Raw genomic sequence first — 20,088 nt, forward strand, 5'->3', positions numbered from 1 at the left:
ATGGCGAAGGGGAATCACAAAAGGCTGCGCAGGAAGCCGCAGGCCCACAGTCTGCTGGAGCACTATCAGCCGATCGACGGCGTCGTCGACGAGATGGTCGATGCGTCAGGCAATCCGCGGCCGGCGTGGCGGCACTTCATCGAGGCGCTGGAGGACCTGGGGCCGGAAAAGCTTGCCCAGCGCTTCGCCCGCGCCGACCAGTACCTGCGCGATGCCGGCGTCTATTACCGCGTCTATGACAAGGCCGGCGCCAACGAGCGGGAATGGCCGCTGGCGCATGTGCCGTTGCTGATCGAGGAGCAGGAATGGGCTGACATCAGCGCCGGCCTGGTCCAGCGCGCCGATCTGTTCGAGGAGACCATCGCCGACATTTACGGTCCGAACCGGCTGGTCGAGAAAGGCATTCTGCCGGCCGGATTGATCGCGGCCAGCCCGGAATATTTGCGGCCGGTCGTCGGCACCAGGCCGGCCAGCGGCCATTTCCTGCATTTCTGCGCCTTCGAGCTCGGTCGTGGCCCGGACGGCCGCTGGTGGGTGCTTGGCGACCGCACACAGGCGCCGTCGGGCGCCGGCTTTGCGCTGGAAAACCGCGTCGCCACCACGAGGGCGCTGTCCGACATCTACGGCGAGATGCATGTGCACCGCCTGGCCGGCTTCTTCCGTCGCTTCCGCGACGCGCTGATCGGCATGGCCAAGCAAGCCGGCGGCCGTGTCGCCATCCTAACGCCGGGACCGCTGAACGAAACCTATTACGAACATGCCTATATCGCCCGCTATCTCGGCATCATGCTGCTCGAGGGCGAGGACCTGACCGTCTCGGGCGGCAGGCTGATGGTGCGCACGGTTTCGGGGCTGATGCCGGTGAGCGTCTTGTGGCGGCGGCTCGACGCCGCCTTCGCCGATCCGCTTGAATTGCGGCCGGACTCGCAGATCGGCACGCCGGGGCTGGTCGAAGCGGTCCGGCAGGGGGCGGTTTCGGCCGTCAATGCATTGGGCTCCGGCCTGATGGAGACGCGCGCGCTGCTCGCCTTCCTGCCGAAGATTTCGCGCGCCCTGCGCAATGAGGAACTGCTGCTGCCGACGGTCGCGACATGGTGGTGCGGGCAGGAGACGGAGCGTGAGCATGTGCTCGCCAATATCGATAGCATGGTGATCGGCCCGGCGCTGTCGACGCGGCTTGCCTTCGAGGACGACGGCTCGACCAAGCTCGGGTCAGCGCTGTCGGTCGAGGAACGGGCCGAACTCGTCGCCAGGATCGAACGGGACGGCGGCGACTTCGTCGGCCAGGAAGCGGTGACGCTGTCGACCACGCCTGTCTATGTCGGCGGCTGGCTGGAGCCGCGGCCGGCAAGCCTGCGCGTCTATCTGGCGCGGACGCCGGAAGGCTGGACGGTGATGCCGGGCGGCTTTGCCCGTGTCGGCTTCTCGCTCGACCCGACCGCCATCGCCATGCAGCGCGGCGGCCAGGCGGCGGATGTCTGGGTGGTCAGCGACAGGCCGGTCGAGCGCGAGACGCTGCTGCCGCAGGAGCACGACAGCTTCACCCGAACCTTGCCCGGCAGCCTGCCCAGCCGCGCGGCTGAGAACCTGACATGGCTCGGCCGCTATATCGAGCGGTCGGAAGACACGGTGCGCATCCTGCGCGCCTACCATGTGCGGCTGGCCGAGACATCCGATCCCGAGATGCCGCTGCTCGCCGATATCAGCGACTATCTCGCGCCGTTCGGCATCGACGTCGAGACGGCAATCCCATTGGGGCTCATCGGCACGCTGGACAGCGCCGTTTACAGCGCCGGGCAGATCCGTGACCGCTTCTCGCCCGATGGCTGGCTGGCATTGAAGGATCTGTCGAAGACCATCCATCAATTTGCCGCGACAGTGGCGCCGGGCGACGACGCGACAAGGGCAATGACGGTCATCCTGCGCAAGCTGGCCGGGTTTTCCGGCCTGCTGCACGAGAACATGTACCGCTTTGCCGGCTGGCGTTTCCTGGAAATCGGCCGCAGGCTCGAACGCGGCATCCAGATAGCCCGCACGCTCGCCCGGCTGACCAGAGCCCAGGCGCCGGAAGGTGCGCTCGACATGATGCTGGAGATCGGCGACAGCGTCATGACCCACCGTCGGCAATATCCGGTGCAGGCGGGACGGCGCACGGTGGTCGACCTTTTGGCGCTCGATCCGCTCAACCCGCGCTCAATCCTTTTCCAGCTCGAACGGCTGAAGGCCGAAATCGCGCTGCTGCCCGCTGTCGGCGCTGAAGGCCATATGTCGCCGGCGGCCAAGGAAATCCTGCAGCTCAACACGTCGATCGCCATCAAGGAGCCCTCGGACATGACGGCCAAGGCCCTCGGCGATCTCGCCAATGAAATCGGCGGGCTCTACAACAGCCTCGCCAAAGCCTATTTCGGGTAGAGACAGCATGCTCTACGACATCAGGCTTCACCTGCGTTACGACTATGATGCGGCGGCCGGCGGCGGCCGCCATCAGGTGCGCGTGCTGCCGCCGACCATCCCTGGCGTGCAGCGCGTCATCGCCGCTTCACTGTCTTTTGTGCCGGCGCCCAGCGAACGTTCCGACTTTTCCGACTTTTTCGGCAACAGTGTCACCTCGATCGCCTTTCGTGACGCGCATGATGCGCTCGACATCAGGATGAGCGCGCGTATTTCAGTGTCGCGGCCCGAACCCGGGCTCGACGTATCGCCGGACATACGCCGGCTGAGGGAAGAACTCGGCGCAGTGCACTCGCTGGCGCCGGCTTCGCCGCATCACTTTCTGGCCGCCAGCGATCATGCCGGCATCGACGCGGCAATCACTGCCTATGCGAAAGGCAGTGCCGGCAGTTCGACAGTCGGCACGGCCATGGCTCTGTGCAACCGCATTCACCGCGATTTCACCTATGACGGCGAGGCGACCACCGTGCAGACGCGGGCCAGCGACGCCTTTGGCCTGAAGCGCGGCGTCTGCCAGGATTTTTCCCACATCATGATCGCCGGCCTGCGCGGCCTCGGTATTCCCGCGGGCTATGTCAGCGGGTTCCTGCGCACCATCCCGCCGCGCGGGAAGCCGCGGCTCGAAGGCGCCGACGCCATGCACGCCTGGGTCAAGGTGTGGTGCGGGCGCGATGCCGGCTGGCAGGAATTCGATCCGACCAATGGCATGCGGGCAAGCAACGACCATATCACGGTCGGCTACGGCCGCGACTACTCCGATGTGGCGCCGATCGTCGGCGTGCTGAAAACCACTGGTGGACAGGCCGGCGAGCAGGCGGTCGACGTCATTCCGGTCGTGCTCGAAAAGGCGTGACGACGCACGTCTTCGTTGCACGGCGACGTCGATAGGCTGTTCTGGAACCAAGAGATCAAGAGGCGTTGGAACCCGCAGCCGGCAAGCGGCTTATCTACGGAAATTCCGTGGAGAGGACATGCTGGACAAATCCGGATCGTCGTCTGGCCGATCGGCTGTGAGGAAAGCTGCACCAAAAAACGGGGTGCCGCAGAACGGAGGGCTGGAGAACGGCGCGCAAGCCTCGGCCGTTCGGGCCTCGCTCAACTATGTCACCGACACTGAACCCGGTATTCGCCGGCTGCGTTCGGGCAAGGGGTTCTCGTACAAAGGACCCGACGGGCGGATTGTCGACGGGGAGGCGCTGGCACGCATCAAGGCGCTCGCCATTCCACCGGCCTGGACGGATGTGTGGATCTCGCCGGATGCCGACGGTCACATCCAGGCGACCGGTCGGGACCAGCGCGGCCGCAAACAATACCGCTATCACCCGCACTGGGCGGAGGAGCGTGACGGCGTCAAATATTCGAGCCTGATCGCCTTCGCCGAAAGCCTGCCCGAACTGCGGCGGCAGATCGACGTCGATTTGCGCCGTCACGGCCTGCCGCTGGAACGCGTCGTTGCGGCTATCGTCTGGCTGCTCGACAACACGATGATCCGTGTCGGCAATGCCGCCTATGCCCGCTACAACAGGAGTTTTGGGCTGACCACGCTGCGTGACCGCCATGTCGACATCAAGGGCTCGAGCCTGCGTTTTGCCTTCATCGGTAAATCCGGCAAGGAATGGAGATTGAAGCTTGTCGATCGCCGGATTGCCAAGGTCGTGCGCGGAGCGCAGGACCTGCCGGGCCAAAAACTGTTCCAGTATCTCGACGAGGACGGAAACAGGCATCCGGTGCGCTCAGACGACGTCAACCGCTATATCAGGGAGAACGCCGGAGCGGAGTTCAGCTCCAAGCACTTCAGAACCTGGGGTGGCACCATCCATGCGGCGTCGCTGTTTGCGCAAACCGAGCGTCCGGAAAGCCAGGCGCAGCAAAAGCGGGTGATGAACAATGTCATCGACAAGGTTGCCGAGCGGCTCGGCAATACGCGCGCGGTTTGTCGCCAATGCTACATCCATCCGGAAGTGTTCCGCGCCTGGTCCGAAGGACGGCTGCTGGACGAAATGGCGGATGCCAACAAAGGCAAGCGCTCGATCGCTGGGCTCGACGACGAGGAGGCCTTGGTCTTGAGATGGCTGAAGGCGAGGGAATGACGCCGGACGGAGCGTATTTTTTTGTCGACGCCATGTCGGCATCGGTCCTAGTGTTTCGTCCTTTGACAGAGAAAAGGACGACCCATGCTCTACGCGATCCTCTGCTATGCCTCTGAAGACGTCGTCTGCTCCTGGAGCAAGGAGCAGGACGACGCGGTCATGGAAAAGCTTATCGGTGTGCAGGAAAAATATGCCCAGGCGGGCCGGCTTGGCCCGGTGGCGCGGCTCTTGCCGACGACCGCGGCGACGACGCTGAGGAAGGTCAAGGGCGAATCGATCGTCATCGACGGCCCGTTTGCCGAAACCAAGGAACAGTTCCTCGGCTTCTACACGCTCGAATGCGCCGACCTCGATGAGGCCGTCGACTTCGCGCGCGAGCTTTCCGAGGTCAACCCGAGCGGCGGCTCCTATGAAATCCGGCCGGTCTCGCTCTTCAATCCCGCCAAGGTTTCCGCATGACCGAACTCGCCTGGATCAGCACAGCAATCAGCACCGCTCGCCCGCAGGTGATGGGGGCATTGCTGCGCTACTTCCGCGACCTCGACGCGGCCGAGGAAGCATTCCAGGACGCCTGCCTGAGGGCACTGAACAACTGGCCGAAAAACGGTCCTCCGCGCGATCCGGCAGCCTGGCTGATCTTCGTCGGCCGCAACAGCGGCATCGATGCGGTGCGCAAGCGCGCCAAGCAGGCGCCGCTGCCGGAGGAGGACCAGATCTCCGATCTGGAGGATGCCGAGAGCGACGTCGCCGAGCGGCTGGACGGGGCGCATTACCGCGACGATATTTTGCGGCTGCTGTTTATCTGCTGCCATCCCGACCTGCCGGCCACACAGCAGATCGCGGTGGCGTTGCGCATCGTCTCCGGCCTGACGGTCAAGCAGATCGCCCGCGCCTTCCTCGTCGGTGAAAGCGCAATGGAGCAGCGTATCACGCGCGCCAAGGCGCGTATCGCCGATGCCGGGGTGCCGTTCGAGACGCCGGGAGCGGTCGAGCGCTCCGAACGGCTCGCCGCCGTCGCCGCCATGGTCTACTTGATCTTCAACGAAGGCTATTCCAGCAACAGCGGCGAGGCTTCGGCGCGTGCGCCGCTTTGCGAAGAGGCGATCCGGCTGGCCCGGCTGCTGCTCAGGCTGTTCCAGACCGAGCCGGAGATCATGGGGCTGACGGCGCTGGTGCTGCTGCAGCATGCACGTGCGCCTGCTCGCTTCGATGAGAACGGCGAGATCGTGCTGCTCGAAGACCAGGACCGTAGCCTGTGGAGCCGCAAGATGATCGATGAAGGCCTGGCGCTGGTCGATAAGGCGTTGCGCCATCGCAAGCCCGGTCCCTACCAGGTGCAAGCGGCGATCGCCGCACTGCATGCAAGGGCGGAAAAGCCCGAGGATACGGACTGGAACGAGATCGACCTGCTGTACGGCCTGCTCGAGCAGATGCAGCCGTCGCCGGTGGTGACGCTCAACCGCGCCGTCGCGGTCTCCAAGGTGCGTGGACCGGAAGCCGCACTCGCCATGATCGAGCCGCTGGAGGGAAGGCTTTCCGGCTATTTCCATTTCTTCGGCCTCAAGGGCGGACTGCTGATGCAGCTTGGCCGCGGCGAGGAGGCGCGCGTCGCTTTCGACCGCGCCATCGCGCTTGCCAACACGGCCGCCGAAGCAGCGCATATCCGCATGCACATCGACCGGCTGATGAAAGAAAGCGCCGTGCGGGAAACCGCCAAGACGGCACACTGATTCGCTCTATCTGGCTGGTTCAACAGTCGGACGCCGGCTTGGACCATGCCGGGGTGGCGATTTCTCCCTGAAACGCGTAATGCCACGCCATGACAGCGCCTGGTATGCCGACCGGCAGGGAACCGGTATGGCGAAAAGCTTGGACCGACGCCATATGAGCGACGGGATCTGAAAGGGACGAAACGAAATGACGATTGCGAAGGAAACGGCCGGGCTTCTGGCGAAACTGGGCGTTGCCGAGGGCGCGCTTACGGGCGGCGACCTCATCGTGCGCAGCCCGGTGACCGGCGAGCAGATCGCCGCGCTGAAGACCATCTCGCCGGCCGATGCGGCAACCACCATCGACAAGGCCCACAAGGCTTTCCTGGCGTGGCGGCAGGTGCCAGCTCCCAAGCGTGGCGAGCTGGTGCGGCTGCTCGGCGAGGAATTGCGCATTCACAAGACCGAGCTTGGCCGGTTGGTATCGATCGAGGTCGGCAAGATCCCGTCAGAGGGTCTTGGCGAAGTGCAGGAGATGATCGACATCTGCGATTTCGCCGTCGGTCTTTCCCGGCAATTGTACGGCCTGACCATCGCCACCGAGCGTCCCGGCCATCGCATGATGGAAACCTGGCATCCGCTCGGCGTCGTCGGCGTCATTTCGGCCTTCAACTTTCCGGTGGCGGTATGGTCGTGGAACGCGGCACTTGCGCTGGTCTGCGGCGACGCGGTGGTGTGGAAACCGTCCGAGAAGACGCCGCTGACGGCGCTCGCCTGCGAAGCGATTTTTGCACGCGCGGTAAAGCGTTTTGGCACGGACGCGCCGCAGGGCCTGGCGCCGGTGCTGATCGGCGATCGCGCCGTCGGCGAGATCCTGGTCGATCATCCCAGGGTGCCGCTGGTCTCGGCCACCGGCTCGACACGCATGGGCAGGGATGTCGGCCCACGGCTGGCGAAGCGCTTTGCCCGTGCGGTGCTGGAGCTCGGCGGCAACAATGCCGGCATCGTCTGCCCGACGGCCGATCTCGACATGGCGCTCCGCGCTATCGCCTTCGGCGCCATGGGCACGGCCGGCCAGCGCTGCACGACGCTCAGGCGCCTGTTCGTGCATGAGAGCGTCTATGACCAGCTCGTTCCGCGCCTGAAGAAGGCTTATGAGAGCGTCTCGGTCGGCAATCCGCTGGAGACAAGCGCTCTGGTTGGCCCGCTGATCGACAAGGCTGCCTACGAGAATATGCAGAAGGCGCTGGAGGAGGCGGCTTCGCATGGCGGTAAGATAACCGGCGGAATGCGGGTCGAGAACGGTCACCCCGAGGCCTACTATGTGCGTCCGGCGCTGGTCGAAATGCCGCGGCAGGTTTCGCCGGTGACGGAGGAGACCTTCGCGCCGATTCTCTATGTGTTGAAATATTCCGATTTCGATGCCGTGCTCGACGAGCACAATGCGGTGGGAGCGGGGCTGTCGTCGTCGATCTTCACCCGCGACCTGCAGGAATCCGAGCGCTTCATTGGCGTCGACGGATCGGACTGCGGCATCGCCAACGTCAATATAGGCACGTCAGGGGCCGAGATCGGCGGTGCCTTCGGTGGCGAGAAGGAGACCGGCGGCGGCCGCGAGTCGGGGTCCGATGCCTGGAAGGCCTATATGCGGCGCGCCACCAATACGGTGAATTATTCCAAGGCGCTGCCGCTTGCGCAGGGCGTGTCGTTCGACATCGCTTGAAAAGCCAGACCTCCGTCGCGGCGGCGCCAAGGCTGCCACGACGGCGGTCGGCTCGCGGTTCAGCTGGTTTCGGAAGTTACAACACAATTGTCGAAGGCTGCATCGATGATGGCGAGCTTGACCGCCTGGGCGGTCATGTATTCCTGATAGAACTCGCTCGACACCCACATGACCGAGTGACCGCGCTGGCCCAGCCAGCCGATGCTGCCGAGTTCCTCGGCATCGCGCAATTTGCGTGACAGGTGAGTGCGGGAAAGCTTGAGCCAGTTCGCGAAATCCCCGATTGAGACGACACCGGTCGGGATTCGGTCCAGGTCGGCATGCTCGGGGTCGACGCCGGACATCAGCCAATCCATGACGATGCCGCCATTGTCGAGCCAGGTGAACAAGGAAAAAGTCTGTCTTGGCTCGCGCACCGCATGCGACGAAAGCAGTCCGTCGGCCACCAGTGGCTGCAGTTTGGCGAGTATGTCCGGTTGTGCGACGAATGCAGCCAGTCGAGATCCACCATCCAGGCTGTCCAGCGTTTTCAGATGAGCCATGACCCAGCCGGCAACCGTCTCCAGAGTGCCCGCGGTCGGCTGAAACGGGCGGATGCGCCCATATTTAATCGGCAGATGCCGGATGAAACCGTAATGCAGCATCTCCTTCAGGAAGGCATCGGCGGTGTTGCGGCTGGCCACCGAATGCCGGCAGATGTCGTCCATGAACCGTGCGGACGTAAGTCCCTTGCGATGATCGTCCGGCTCTCGATTGAAATACAAGCCAAGGCCGATATGGGCCATCAGCCAACGCTGTTGCGTGGCGAATACGGAAGCCAGCCGCGGGTTCGCTTCATAGGTCTGGAGAAGCGTCCGCGACTGAGCCTGGACATGACGACGCAGTGCCGGATGGCTGGCAATGTCTTCAGAAACCAGCGCCATCCCCGCCGAGCCCAACCAAATTTGCAACTGGAAAATGCCGATCACAATTTCAGCCTTCGCGGGTCGTGTCCAGAGCCGGCGCATTAGGATACGAGCTGAATCCCGCCGGCTAGTGGGCTGAATTCCGCGACTTGATCGCCGAGGCCCCTGATTTCGCTGCAGAGGGCTAGCCCGCTCGAACCCACCAACGATGACTTCGCCTGTCCAGCCCGTGCTCCCGCCGATGGCGACGCGGAACCAACACAAGCTTTGCTCGTTGAAGAACGCTGATTGGACTGAGACAGTGAGGGACTACAAAATGGAGAATGGCCTTTTCGCCACGCCGCCTGCAGCTTTCCGGCAAACAGAGTCGGTCTGGCCGCGGGCGCTCAAGTGGCTGTTGCGCCGGGTGCGCAGCGCCTCCGATAGCTCGGGAACCATGTTGAAGCCAATCCTCTCCGGACCCGAGGATGATAGCGGGCCTACTCCGCCTCGACGCGCTTGAGGCTGACCGCGCTGCGATCTTGACGCCAAAATGACCGCTCACATATCCTTTTAGGGCCGCGCCGCAGCCGACAACCATGACCGCTTCTAAGGCCTGCCACGGCGGCGTATCCGCCTGATGCAGCAGGCGAGAGCGGCAGTGCCGCGTAACGGCGGGAACCATCGGGCATGCTTGGCTATTAGATACAGGCGGCTGCTGGTCTGCCGGGCCAGGAGCCATTGCTATGATCATTAATCCCCCACCGGAAAGCGCGATCCCGGCATCCGTTCCGTCGGTCGATCCAAAAGCCGCCCCGACGCTTCGCAATGCCGAAGCGGAGGTCTTTTATATCGAAGCGATCCGCGAACTTGTCGCGACCGGCATCCCCTTTCTCGTCGCCGGCACCTATGCCGTAAGCGCCTATACCGGGATCATCCGCCAGACCAAGGATCTCGACATTTTCTGCAAGGCCGGCGACTGCCCGCGCATCCTCGCCCATTTCAAGCAGATCGGCTACGCCGTCGTGGTCGAGGACGACCGGTGGCTCGGTAAAGTGTTCAAGGGCACGCATTTTTTCGACGTCATTTTCGCCTCGATGAACGGCACAATGCCTGTCGACGACCAGTGGCTGGAGCACGCCCGTCAGGGCGAATTGCTGGGCAGCCAGGTGCGGATCATCGGGCCCACCGAGCTTATCTGGTCCAAAAGTTTCATCCAGGACCGCGGTCGCCACGATGGGGCCGACATCGCGCACACCATCCTCAAGGCCCACGACCAGATCGACTGGCAAAGGCTGCTTTCCTACATGGAAGTTCATTGGGAAGTTCTGCTGATGCATCTCTTGAACTTCCGATGGATCTATCCGACGGAGCGGGGCCGCGTGCCCGCCTGGCTGCTCGACGAGCTGCTTGACCGGCTGGCCAAGCAGCGCGAATTGCCACCTTCCCGGATGAAAATCTGCCGTGGGCGCATGCTTTCACGAACTGACTATGAGATCGACGTCAACGACTGGGGTTTTGCCGACGTCGGCGGTGAAGGAGAACATAGCAATGGCTAACGAGCTCGAAACTGCTTCGCCGAAGGCGGAAAACGGCAGCGCACTCAAAGTCGCCGCCATTGGCGATCTGCATGTCGGCAAGGAGGACCAGGCCTCGTACCGCGATCTTTTCGGCGAGATGTCGCGTGCAGCCCAGGTTCTCGTGCTGACGGGCGACCTTACCAACCTCGGCAAGCCTCGGGAGGCCGAAATCCTTGCCGAGGAACTGCGTGCCTGCACGATCCCGGTCGTCGCCGTACTTGGCAACCACGACTATGAGTCAGGCGCCGTCGAGCAGGTCACCGACATTCTGCGCCAGGCGGGCGTTCACCTGCTCGACGGCGAGGCGACGGAGATTCACGAGGTCGGGTTCGTCGGGGTCAAGGGTTTCGTTGGCGGTTTTGGATCGCGCATGCTCGGCTCCTTCGGCGAACCGGCCATCAAGTCGATGGTGGCGGAAAGCGTGAACGAAGCGATGCGGCTTGAAAACGCAATGCGGCAGGTCCGCGCCAAACGCACGCTTGTCGTTCTGCACTACGCGCCTGTCGTCGAGACGGTCGAAGGCGAGCCGCTGGAGATCTTCCCGTTTCTCGGTTCGTCACGCCTGGCCGAGACAATAGACCGGTTCCAGGTCAGCGCGGTGGTGCATGGCCATGCGCATCGCGGCGCCTACGAGGGCCGCACCCCGGGCGGGGCGTCGGTCTATAACGTTGCCATGCATGTCGCCAAGCCGACCGGCCGCCCCTACGCTGTGCTCGAAATCTAATAGGCTAGATGTTGAACGCCCGCTTCGGCGGAATATCGTTTTCATCCGGATTGGGAATGGGGTCCTCGTCGGGGAGCCTGTCGGGGTCCGGCTCACGCACGGGCTTGGGATCGGGGATGGGAGGCGGCGGCACCGGGGTCGGCATTGGCTCGGGTGTGGGAATAGTGGCCATCGTGATCATCTCCTCTTGGCGCAGAACAACGCAATGGGTCAGCTGGTTCCCGCCTTCTGGTCAGCCCATCTCCGGATTCGCCTGTCTGCTGCCCGACTTGCTTGATCGCAGCAGCAGAGCAAGCGGAACGAGCAGGGCGGTTGCCACCGCGCAGTAGCGGAAGACATCGACATAGGCGAGCAGCGTGGCCTGGCGGGCGATCAACTGGCCAAGCCAGCCGATCGCCTGCTGCTTCGCCTCGACCATCGGCGAACCCTGGGCGACGAAATGCTCGGTCGCCTGCCGAAGCGCCTGCTGATAGGCGGGCGACGACTGCACGGTGTGGCCGACCAGATTCGATTGATGGATCTGGGAGCTTTGCGCAATGACGGTGTTGGACAGCGAGACGCCGATGCTGCCGCCGATATTGCGTGCAACGTTGATCAGCGCCGATGCCTGGTTGGTCTTCTGCGGGGGCAGGCCGACATAGGCCGCGGTCGAGATGGGAATGAACAGGAACGGCAGCCCGACCATCAGGAAAACACGGGCAAAGGCAAAGAAGCGGAAGCTGGCGTCCGGGGTGAGCGAGGTCATATGCCAGAGGGCCACTGCGACCACCGACATGCCCATCATGATCAGGTATTTGGGCTGCACGATGCTGCCTACAAATCCGGACACCGGCATCAAGATCAGCATGGCGATGCCGCCCGGCATCATCGAAAGGCCCGAGAGCGTCGCGGTGTAGGCAAATGTCGTCTGCTGCAGCTGCGGCACGATCTGGGTGGTGCTGAACAGGATAGCACCGACCGCCATCATGACCAGGAAGGCCGTGCCGAACTGGCGCGTGAACAACAGACGCATGTCGACGACCGGATCGCTGCGACTGAGCTCCCATGGGATAAGCAGCAGGAACGCGATCGCGGAAATCACTGCGAAAGTGGTGATGAAATCCGAGGCGAACCAATCGTAGCGCTGGCCCCGGTCGAGAAAAATCTCCAGGCACCCCAAGGCCGTCGCCACCAGGACGAACCCGATCCCGTCGATCTTCAGGCCGCCCTTCAGCCGTTCCTTGCGTTCGCGTTCGAGTACGTCCGGTTCGACCAACAGCCATTGCACCAGGGCCAGCGACAGGATGCCGAACGGCACGTTGATGAAGAAGATCCAGTGCCAGGAGAAATGGTCGGTCAGCCAGCCGCCGATCGTCGGCCCGACCGTCGGTGCGACGATGACGGCAATGCCGTAAAGCGCGAAGGCCTGCGAGCGCTTTTCAGGCGGAAAGGTGTCGGCAAGGATCGATTGCTCGCTTGGCGCCATGCCGCCGCCGCCGAGGCCCTGAAGGACCCTGAACAGGATGAGCAGTTCCAGGTTGGGCGCCAGTCCGCACAGCAGCGACGCGACGGTGAAGGTCGCAACGCAGAGCATGTAGTAGCGCTTGCGGCCGATGACGCTTGCCAGCCAGCCGCTGACCGGAATGATCACCGAGTTGGCAACGAGATAGGTGGTAATGACCCAGGTGCTTTCGTCCATTCCGGCCGCCAGGCTGCCGGCGATGTTGCGCAGGGCGACATTGGCGATCGAGGTGTCGAGCACCAGCATGAAAGTGGCGATGGAGACGACGACGGCGATGAGCCACGGATTGTGTGTCCCGGCGGCGGATCGGCTTTCGCCCTGATTTCTGGCGGTTTCGCCGTTCATCGCACCTTGACCGTCGGCACCACCGACAGGCCTGGCCCGAGAAGCACATCCGGCGGCTTGTCGAAGACGATCTTGACCGGCACGCGCTGCACCACCTTGACGTAATTGCCGGTGGCATTTTCGGCCGGCAGGAGGCTGAAGGCGGTGCCGCTGCCGGCCTGGATGCTGTCGACGCGGCCATGAAAGGACTTGTCCGGGTAGGCGTCGATGTCGATGTCGACCGGCTGTCCCTGCCGCATCAGATCGAGCTGCGTCTCCTTGAAATTGGCCTTCACCCAGACCTCGTCGGGAACGAACATCATCAATACCTGGCCGGGTTGGGCGTAGGTGCCCTTAGCGGCGGAAATGCTCGTTGCGCGCCCGGCTGCGGGTGCTGTGATAGTCGTGCGCGACAGCGTCGTGCGGGCTTGCTCCTGGCTGGCCTTTGCCTGCTCGAGCTGCGCCTCGGCGCTCCTGGCCTGTGCCTGCAAGACCGAAACCTGGCTTTTTGCGGAGGCGACATTGGCCTCGGCGCTGTCCAGCGCGGCCTGGTCCTGACGCAACGTCGATGCCGCCTGCTGCGCCTGCTGCTGCGTTGCTGTGCCCCTGGCCAGGAGTTCGCGATTGCGTTGATCCTCGGCCTTGGCGAAATCCAGCGCTGCCTTGGCCTGTGCAACCTGCCTCTGGGCAGCGTTTACCTTTGCGTTTTGAGCCTCGATCTGGGCGGCGACATTGACGATTTCGGCCTCGGCCGCGGCGACGCCGGCGTCGGCCTGCTTCAGGTTTGCCTGATAGTCGCTGTCGTCGATACGCAGGAGGACATCGCCCGCCTGTACATGCTGATTGTCGGTAACCGCCAGCTCGGTAATGCGGCCGGCTATTTGCGCACCGATCATCACTGTGCGCGCATCTATGAAGGCGTCGTCGGTCGATTCGTACTGGCGAGCGTTCAGCCACCAGATCGCGATGCCTGCCGCGACGAGCAACAGCGCAAGCGCGATGGCTGCGGCCGCATAGGGATGGCGCCTGGGAAAGCCGAGCAGACCGGCCTTTCGTTGCGAGGCATTCCCGTCGGGTTTTTCCTGCCGGGGCTCTGCCGATCGCTCACGAGATTCTCGAACCGGGGCCGGTTGCTCCCGGGTTTCATTTACAGGCTCGACGTCTTGCTCGACGCGTTGAGGCTTCGTGTCCAACGGAATTGCTTTCAAGACTGATATTGCAGCCGCCGAAGCGGACGCAAAGCCAAACGGCAAGCTTCCGCAAAAGTTCCTGTCCGGAAACGGCTTCGGTTAACGGGTCGACATCGAACACAGGCGGGGGCGCGTCGGAATTCGAGCGCCGCTTCACCGGGCAGGTGATCCGTACGCCTCATGTTGCGGCGGTCCGGCCTTGTCAGCGCTCCATGGCGCGATAATTGCTCATGTAGGCGTGGGCGAATTCACCTGTCGACAGGAGCCGACCATGAAACATCAAACACTCGACCAACTGCAGGCCGTCGCGGAAGTTGAGTCCTTCGCGGCGTATCCGGCGATGACTCGAACCCAGCGGATTGAACGTTGGGCGGAACTTCTCGAACAAAATCCGACGCGATGCCTTGGGGCGCTTCCAGGCACCGAATATATGAACAGGGAAGCGCGTGACAGATCGCGTGGCGCTGGGACGCCGCTCACTGTCGCCTTTGAGGATCCGGTTCTGCGTGCCATGGGCCTCAGCGATGATACCTATGGTGAGGCAAAGCGCTTCTTCGAACTGAGCGACCGGCAGTTGCACCAAATCGTCTGCCATTGCCATGTCGGCGCTACGATGCAAGCGAGATGGGCCGCTGCCAGGGTGCGCGGGATAGTTCGCGGCAACAGATTTGTTGCCTGGATGAAGGGCTTGATCGTGCATTGAGGCGGTACGAGGAACGGCGGAACACGCGTTCTTTCCGCGCCGTGGAGAGCGCTTCCGAACTTGGAAGGGCTCGTGCCCCGTCGGGCCGCGCAGATTGTGAAACTCCTCGACGCTTGGCTGCGCCTTGTCGCGGCCATGCGTCCGTCTTTGATGTGTGAATTTGAGCTGGCCCGCCGCAGGTGAGGGCCTTCGTCTGACCGGCGGTCGAGCGCCGTCCAGGCCTGCCTGCGCGGCTACTAACGACGAATGATCCTGCGATCGGGGAAGATCCTGCGACCTGGCTAAACTAGCGATCGATTTCTCCGAACACGATGTCGAGCGAGCCGATGATCGCGGCAACATCGGCGATCATATGGCCTCGGGACAGGAAATCCATCGCTTGCAGGTGGGCGAAGGAAGGTGCGCGGATCTTGCATCGGTAGGGAACGTTGCCGCCGTCCGACACGAGGTAGACGCCGAATTCACCCTTCGGCGCCTCGACGGCGGCATAGACTTCACCGCTCGGCACGCGAATGCCTTCGGTATAAAGTTTGAAGTGGTGGATCGTCGCTTCCATCGAGCGCTTCATCGTGGCACGCGGCGGCGGCGTGATCTTGCGGTTCGGGATCGCGACCGGCCCCTGACCTTCTGGTGAGCGCAACTTTTCCAGACATTGCCGCATGATCCGGACCGACTGGCGCATTTCCTCCATGCGGACGAGATAGCGGTCGTAGCAGTCGCCATGCTTGCCGACTGGGATATCGAAATCCATCTCCGAATAGCATTCGTATGGCTGCGCCTTGCGCAGGTCCCAGGACGCGCCCGATCCGCGCACCATCACGCCGGAAAAGCCCCAGGCCCAGGCATCGTCGAGGCCGATCACGCCGACATCGACATTGCGCTGCTTGAAAATGCGGTTCTCGGTCAACAGCTCTTCGAGATTGTCGCAGACCTTGAGGAACGGATCGCAGAACTTCCAGATGTCGTCGAGGAGTTCCGGCGGCAGATCCTGATGCACGCCGCCGACCCTGAAATAATTCGCGTGCATGCGGGCGCCGGACGCGCGCTCATAAAAGACCATCAGCTTCTCGCGCTCGGCGAAACCCCAGAGCGGCGGCGTCAGCGCGCCGATGTCCATGGCTTGCGTGGTGACGTTGAGGAGGTGCGATAACAGCCGGCCTATTTCGCAGAAAAGCACGCGGATGAGCTGTCCGCGTTTCGGAACCGATATTTCGAGGAGCTTCTCGGCGGCGAGACAGAATGCATGCTCCTGGTTCATCGGCGCGACGTAGTCGAGCCGGTCGAAATAGGGCAAGGCCTGCAGGTAGTTCTTGTACTCGATGAGCTTTTCGGTGCCGCGATGCAGCAGGCCGATGTGGGGATCGGCGCGTTCCACGATCTCGCCGTCGAGTTCGAGCACCAGCCGCAGGACACCGTGAGCGGAGGGATGTTGTGGCCCGAAATTGATGGTGAAGTTGCGAACTGCAGCCTCGGCCATGACAGTCCTCCGCGATCGGGCGGCCTTCGTTTCCGTGCCGGAGCCGGCTTGTCCGCTTTGAGCCGCTCACGTCGTCGTCTGGATGATCAGCGTCAGCGTGCCGTCGCCGTCGATATTGGCCGCCACGACCTGCGTGGAATTAAGCCCGTTCGCCGCCAGCGCCGATGCCGCCTGCGGCGATGCGTCGATCGAACTTTGCAGGATGCGCAAATCCTCGGCGCTGGTCTGGGTGACGACGGCCTCCGCCTGTGCCTTGATGTCAGGAGGCAGATCCTCCATCGCCACGATTGTCACTGCGGTGAAATTCTGGGCGGAGAAGGCTTGGTCAGGTGTAGTCTGGTCGGGAGTGGTCCCTTCGGGCGTGGCTTGCTCCGGCAGGGTTTGCGGGGTCGGCGGGACAGGGGCAAGCTCTGGTCCCACGGATTGCGCATAGACCGGCGAGGCAAGGGCCAGTGCCGAAAGTGTGGCAATTGTCGTCGATAGGCGCATGGCCGTTCCTTCCGTTTGCTCAGCGGACGATCCACTCGGTGACGACAAAACCATCGTGTCGAAATATGGTTCCGTGACCGAGGTGATGTCTTGCCGAAAGCCGTGATTGTCGCGGAAAGCAGGGCGCGAAATCCGGCGTTGCCTGTCTCAGGCAGCGGTGTGGCTGCGATCGGGCTGCGGCCAGCGCTGCAACGCCTCACGGCCCTGAGCGGTCAGTTCGTAGATCCCACGATCGGTGCGCGCGAACCAGCGATACACATTGTGCAGCAGGATCTTAGGCGCGTTCGGCAGGTTGGGCTTCAAGTCACGCGGCCGCTTTGGGCCGTCGGCGAGGGCTGCGGCGCATGCCAGCGCTTGCTGGCGATAGGCGGTCATGATCGGCGCACGCGAGCCGCCGCCGGCGACAGGATCGCCCTGCCGACGCTGATGTTCGTCAATTAGCTTCGAGCGGCGCCGGGGATCGCGACGCGGAGCCAATGCCGTCGGGCTGAGCAGCACCTGAACCTCGCCGTTCGGTCGCACGCCAAGCAGGCCTAAGCCGAGCCGACGGCAGAGATTGCGGTATCTCACATCGCTCTCACGGCCCTTGCCGCGGGCCGACATGCATGCCGCTAGCCAGACCTCGTCGCTCGCCGCCATACGGTCGACGCCCTGGAGGACGAGTTCGAGGTTGAACTTCAGCTTCAGCTCGCAGATGACGACGATCGGTGGAGAGTCGGCACTCAGCGCCAGCAGATCGCAGCCGCCGATCTCGCCCTTGACCATAAATCCCAGGCCTTCCAGGAAGGCCTTGACCGGGCTGTAGAGTGACGTTTCGAGCATGGGCCTTTGTCGGCTGCGAATCATCCCGCCGATCGGCGGTTCAGCGCGATGATCGCTCATTGCCGTTGAACAGGAGGTAAACGACGGCCAAACAAGTGGTCAGAGCCGTGCCATGGCCGCTTGCCAATTTGGTATGCTGGTATAATGTGTACCTGAGGTAGCATGCTCCGCGTAGCTGCGCTTTGCTGGACATCCGGGCGCCCGAGACATCGTCCATGGCATCGTCATTTGAGCGGCGGCTCCCCTGCGTTCTCTGATCCGCCAACCGGCGGCAATGTGCATACAAGTCAATGGGATGACGATCGGCAGGGCCGTCGTTGGAATTCAGGAGTAACGGACACATGACAACGATTGCGCTGTTTGGTGCGGGCGGCAAAATGGGTTACCGTCTGTCGACCAATTTTCGCGGATCTCCCTATACGATACGCCATGTCGAGGTCAGCGACGCCGGCCGCGAGCGGCTTAAGTCGGGCCTCGGCATCGATGCCGTCAGCGCCGATGAGGCGCTTGATGGCGCCGATGTGGTGATCCTGGCGGTGCCGGACACGCACATCGGCAAGGTCGCGGCGAGTATCGAGAGCAAGCTTGCATCAGGCACGATGGTCGTCGTGCTTGACGCCGCGGCACCTTTCGCCGGGCATTTGCCGAAGCGGCCGGACCTGACCTATTTCGTCACCCACCCGTGCCATCCGCCGATCTTCAACGACGAGACCGACATGGCGGCCAAGAAGGATTATTTCGGCGGCGTCAAAGCCAAGCAGCACATGGTCAGCGCCTTGATGCAGGGACCGGAGGAAGATTTCGCCAAGGGTGAGGCGATCGCAAAGATCATCTGGGCGCCGGTCATGCGCTCGCATCGCGTCACCGTTGATCAGATGGCGCTGCTCGAGCCCGGCCTTTCGGAAACGGTATGCGCTTCGCTGCTCGTCGTCATGAAGGAGGCCGTTGACGAGGTGGTGGCGCGCGGGGTCGACAAGCAGGCGGCGCTCGACTTCCTGCTTGGCCATATGAACGTGCTTGGCGCCGTCATCTTCGGCGAGACCAAAGGCGTGTTCTCCGACGCCTGCAACAAGGCGATAGAGTTCGGCAAGCCGGTGCTGATGCGCGACGACTGGAAGCGGGTGTTCGAGCCGGAGGAGATTGCCGCGAGCATTCAGCGCATCACTTGAGGGCAGCGACGCGTTCTCCGGAACATGTCACCTGAAATTGTCATTGACTCATTATACCAGTTGGCTTAGCTGTTCGATGGATCGGACCGTCAAGCTTCGCAGCAGGATCAGGCGCTGGATGAGTGGAGGATAGGGGGGAGCGATCCGTCGAGGTGATGCCGGCCAAGGGCTTGTGAATCTGACGCGACCCGCCGCCTACGGCCGGCTAACGAAATCGAATGCATATAGCCTTGGGATAAGGCACGGATTTTCAACGGGAGGAATACATGAAACTGACACGCAGAATGACGCTTGCGGCTTTTGCCGGCATGCTGGCGCTTGGCACCGCCGCACCCGCCTATGCGGCGGATTTGATCGCCATCATCACGCCCTCGCATGACAATCCGTTCTTCAAGGCGGAAGCTGTCGGCGCGGAGGCCAAGGCCAAGGAACTCGGTTACGAGGCGTTGGTGCTCGTCCATGACGACGACGCCAACAAGCAGTCCGAATTGATCGACACGGCGATCGGCCGCGGCGCCAAGGCGATCATCCTCGATAATGCCGGCGCCGACGCCACCGTCGCCGCGGTGCAGAAGGCCAAGGACGCGGGCGTTCCTTCCTTCCTGATCGATCGCGAGATCAATGCTACCGGCGTTGCCGTCGCGCAGATCGTCTCCAACAATTACCAGGGCGCCCAGCTCGGCGCACAGGAATTCGTCAAGCTGATGGGCGAGAAGGGTAATTTCGTCGAGCTCGTCGGCAAGGAATCCGACACCAATGCCGGCATCCGCTCCAAGGGTTACCACGACGTCATCGACGACTATCCGGACCTGAAGATGGTGGCGCAGCAGTCGGCCAATTGGAGCCAGACCGAGGCCTATTCAAAGATGGAATCGATCCTCCAGGCCAATCCCGATATCAAGGGCGTGATCTCCGGCAACGACACAATGGCGATGGGCGCTTATGCGGCACTTGCCGCTGCCGGCCGCAAGGACGTCATCGTCGTCGGCTTCGACGGGTCGAACGACGTGCGCGACTCGATCACCTCCGGCGGCATCAAGGCGACAGTCCTGCAGCCGGCCTTCGCGCAGGCGCAGATGGCGGTCGAGCAGGCCAACGACTTCATCAAGAACAAGAAGTCTCCGGCCGAGGAAAAGCAGCTGATGGACTGCGTCCTGGTCAATGGCGACAATGCCGCCAAGCTGGAGACATTCGCGCTCACCAACTGAGCCGGTGTAACATCAAGCAGCAAGGGACGAGCCTCCGGTTCGTC

General features: G+C 63.0%; 18 protein-coding genes. 11 read left to right on the forward strand and 7 right to left on the reverse strand.

Translation table 11 applies throughout. From position 1 onward, the window contains the following. The 6 genes from NKJ23_RS20665 to amaB all read left to right on the forward strand — a co-directional run bounded on the left by NKJ23_RS20665 (window position 1) and on the right by amaB (window position 7,973). A complete protein-coding gene (locus NKJ23_RS20665) occupies window positions 1-2,412 on the forward strand; it encodes a circularly permuted type 2 ATP-grasp protein (protein ID WP_352681978.1) in 2,412 nt (803 codons plus the stop codon). A gap of 7 nt (window positions 2,413-2,419) precedes the next feature. Next, window positions 2,420-3,304, forward strand: coding sequence for a transglutaminase family protein (locus NKJ23_RS20670; protein ID WP_352586611.1), 885 nt, complete (start codon window positions 2,420-2,422; stop codon window positions 3,302-3,304). A gap of 118 nt (window positions 3,305-3,422) precedes the next feature. Further along, entirely contained in the window at window positions 3,423-4,541 is a 1,119-nt protein-coding gene (locus NKJ23_RS20675) for a DNA topoisomerase IB (RefSeq protein WP_352681980.1), read from the forward strand. Between the two features lie 84 nt (window positions 4,542-4,625). Next, window positions 4,626-5,000 (forward strand): YciI family protein, encoded by a 375-nt coding sequence (locus NKJ23_RS20680; protein ID WP_292663532.1) that lies wholly within the window; start codon window positions 4,626-4,628, stop codon window positions 4,998-5,000. Then, entirely contained in the window at window positions 4,997-6,271 is a 1,275-nt protein-coding gene (locus NKJ23_RS20685; protein ID WP_352681982.1) for an RNA polymerase sigma factor, read from the forward strand. Before NKJ23_RS20680 ends, NKJ23_RS20685 begins: the two co-directional genes overlap by 4 nt. A gap of 187 nt (window positions 6,272-6,458) precedes the next feature. Then, on the forward strand, window positions 6,459-7,973 hold the full coding sequence (gene amaB / locus NKJ23_RS20690) for an L-piperidine-6-carboxylate dehydrogenase (RefSeq protein ID WP_352681984.1): 1,515 nt from the start codon (window positions 6,459-6,461) through the stop codon (window positions 7,971-7,973). Between the two features lie 59 nt (window positions 7,974-8,032). Here the strand turns inward: amaB and NKJ23_RS20695 are convergent, their stop codons facing one another. Beyond that, window positions 8,033-8,896, reverse strand: a complete 864-nt coding sequence (locus NKJ23_RS20695) for a hypothetical protein (RefSeq protein ID WP_352682093.1) — start codon at window positions 8,894-8,896, stop codon at window positions 8,033-8,035. A gap of 707 nt (window positions 8,897-9,603) precedes the next feature. Between NKJ23_RS20695 and NKJ23_RS20700 the strand changes: the two genes are divergently transcribed. Further along, window positions 9,604-10,416 carry a nucleotidyltransferase family protein gene (locus tag NKJ23_RS20700; protein ID WP_352681986.1) on the forward strand — a complete coding sequence of 271 codons (813 nt, stop codon included), beginning with the start codon at window positions 9,604-9,606 and terminating at the stop codon, window positions 10,414-10,416. Then, the gene (locus tag NKJ23_RS20705; protein ID WP_352633601.1) at window positions 10,409-11,161 is read left to right on the forward strand and encodes a metallophosphoesterase family protein; all 753 of its coding nucleotides are present in this window, start codon (window positions 10,409-10,411) and stop codon (window positions 11,159-11,161) included. Before NKJ23_RS20700 ends, NKJ23_RS20705 begins: the two co-directional genes overlap by 8 nt. A 4-nt stretch (window positions 11,162-11,165) precedes the next feature. On the opposite strand, the gene NKJ23_RS20710 is transcribed toward NKJ23_RS20705, so the two are convergent. Genes NKJ23_RS20710 through NKJ23_RS20720 form a run of 3 tightly spaced genes read right to left on the reverse strand, consistent with a single transcriptional unit; the run spans window position 11,166 to window position 13,972 of the window. Next, complete coding sequence (locus tag NKJ23_RS20710) at window positions 11,166-11,333, reverse strand: hypothetical protein (protein WP_352448160.1); 168 nt, start codon at window positions 11,331-11,333, stop codon at window positions 11,166-11,168. A gap of 60 nt (window positions 11,334-11,393) precedes the next feature. Then, entirely contained in the window at window positions 11,394-13,007 is a 1,614-nt protein-coding gene (locus NKJ23_RS20715) for a DHA2 family efflux MFS transporter permease subunit (RefSeq protein WP_352681988.1), read from the reverse strand. Then, entirely contained in the window at window positions 13,004-13,972 is a 969-nt protein-coding gene (locus NKJ23_RS20720) for an HlyD family secretion protein (protein ID WP_245274638.1), read from the reverse strand. Before NKJ23_RS20720 ends, NKJ23_RS20715 begins: the two co-directional genes overlap by 4 nt. A gap of 475 nt (window positions 13,973-14,447) precedes the next feature. Between NKJ23_RS20720 and NKJ23_RS20725 the strand changes: the two genes are divergently transcribed. After that, window positions 14,448-14,879: a hypothetical protein gene (locus NKJ23_RS20725; RefSeq protein ID WP_023675469.1), complete on the forward strand. Its 432-nt coding sequence runs from the start codon at window positions 14,448-14,450 to the stop codon at window positions 14,877-14,879. Between the two features lie 286 nt (window positions 14,880-15,165). On the opposite strand, the gene NKJ23_RS20730 is transcribed toward NKJ23_RS20725, so the two are convergent. The 3 genes from NKJ23_RS20730 to NKJ23_RS20740 form a co-directional block, all read right to left on the reverse strand. Beyond that, window positions 15,166-16,356 carry an NADH-quinone oxidoreductase subunit D gene (locus NKJ23_RS20730; protein ID WP_352615389.1) on the reverse strand — a complete coding sequence of 397 codons (1,191 nt, stop codon included), beginning with the start codon at window positions 16,354-16,356 and terminating at the stop codon, window positions 15,166-15,168. Between the two features lie 66 nt (window positions 16,357-16,422). Next, window positions 16,423-16,845, reverse strand: a complete 423-nt coding sequence (locus tag NKJ23_RS20735) for a hypothetical protein (RefSeq protein ID WP_352681990.1) — start codon at window positions 16,843-16,845, stop codon at window positions 16,423-16,425. Window positions 16,846-16,992: 147 nt separating this feature from the next. Continuing rightward, on the reverse strand, window positions 16,993-17,667 hold the full coding sequence (locus NKJ23_RS20740) for a DUF2161 family putative PD-(D/E)XK-type phosphodiesterase (protein ID WP_352682095.1): 675 nt from the start codon (window positions 17,665-17,667) through the stop codon (window positions 16,993-16,995). A gap of 341 nt (window positions 17,668-18,008) precedes the next feature. On the opposite strand from NKJ23_RS20740, the gene NKJ23_RS20745 reads away from it, so the two are divergent. Next, a complete protein-coding gene (locus tag NKJ23_RS20745) occupies window positions 18,009-18,836 on the forward strand; it encodes a phosphogluconate dehydrogenase C-terminal domain-containing protein (protein ID WP_352568083.1) in 828 nt (275 codons plus the stop codon). A gap of 266 nt (window positions 18,837-19,102) precedes the next feature. Beyond that, the gene (locus NKJ23_RS20750; protein WP_023675475.1) at window positions 19,103-20,044 is read left to right on the forward strand and encodes a D-ribose ABC transporter substrate-binding protein; all 942 of its coding nucleotides are present in this window, start codon (window positions 19,103-19,105) and stop codon (window positions 20,042-20,044) included. Window positions 20,045-20,088 lie beyond the last annotated feature (44 nt).

The organism is Mesorhizobium sp. M0184 (assembly GCF_040322215.1).
GTDB lineage: Bacteria > Pseudomonadota > Alphaproteobacteria > Rhizobiales > Rhizobiaceae > Mesorhizobium.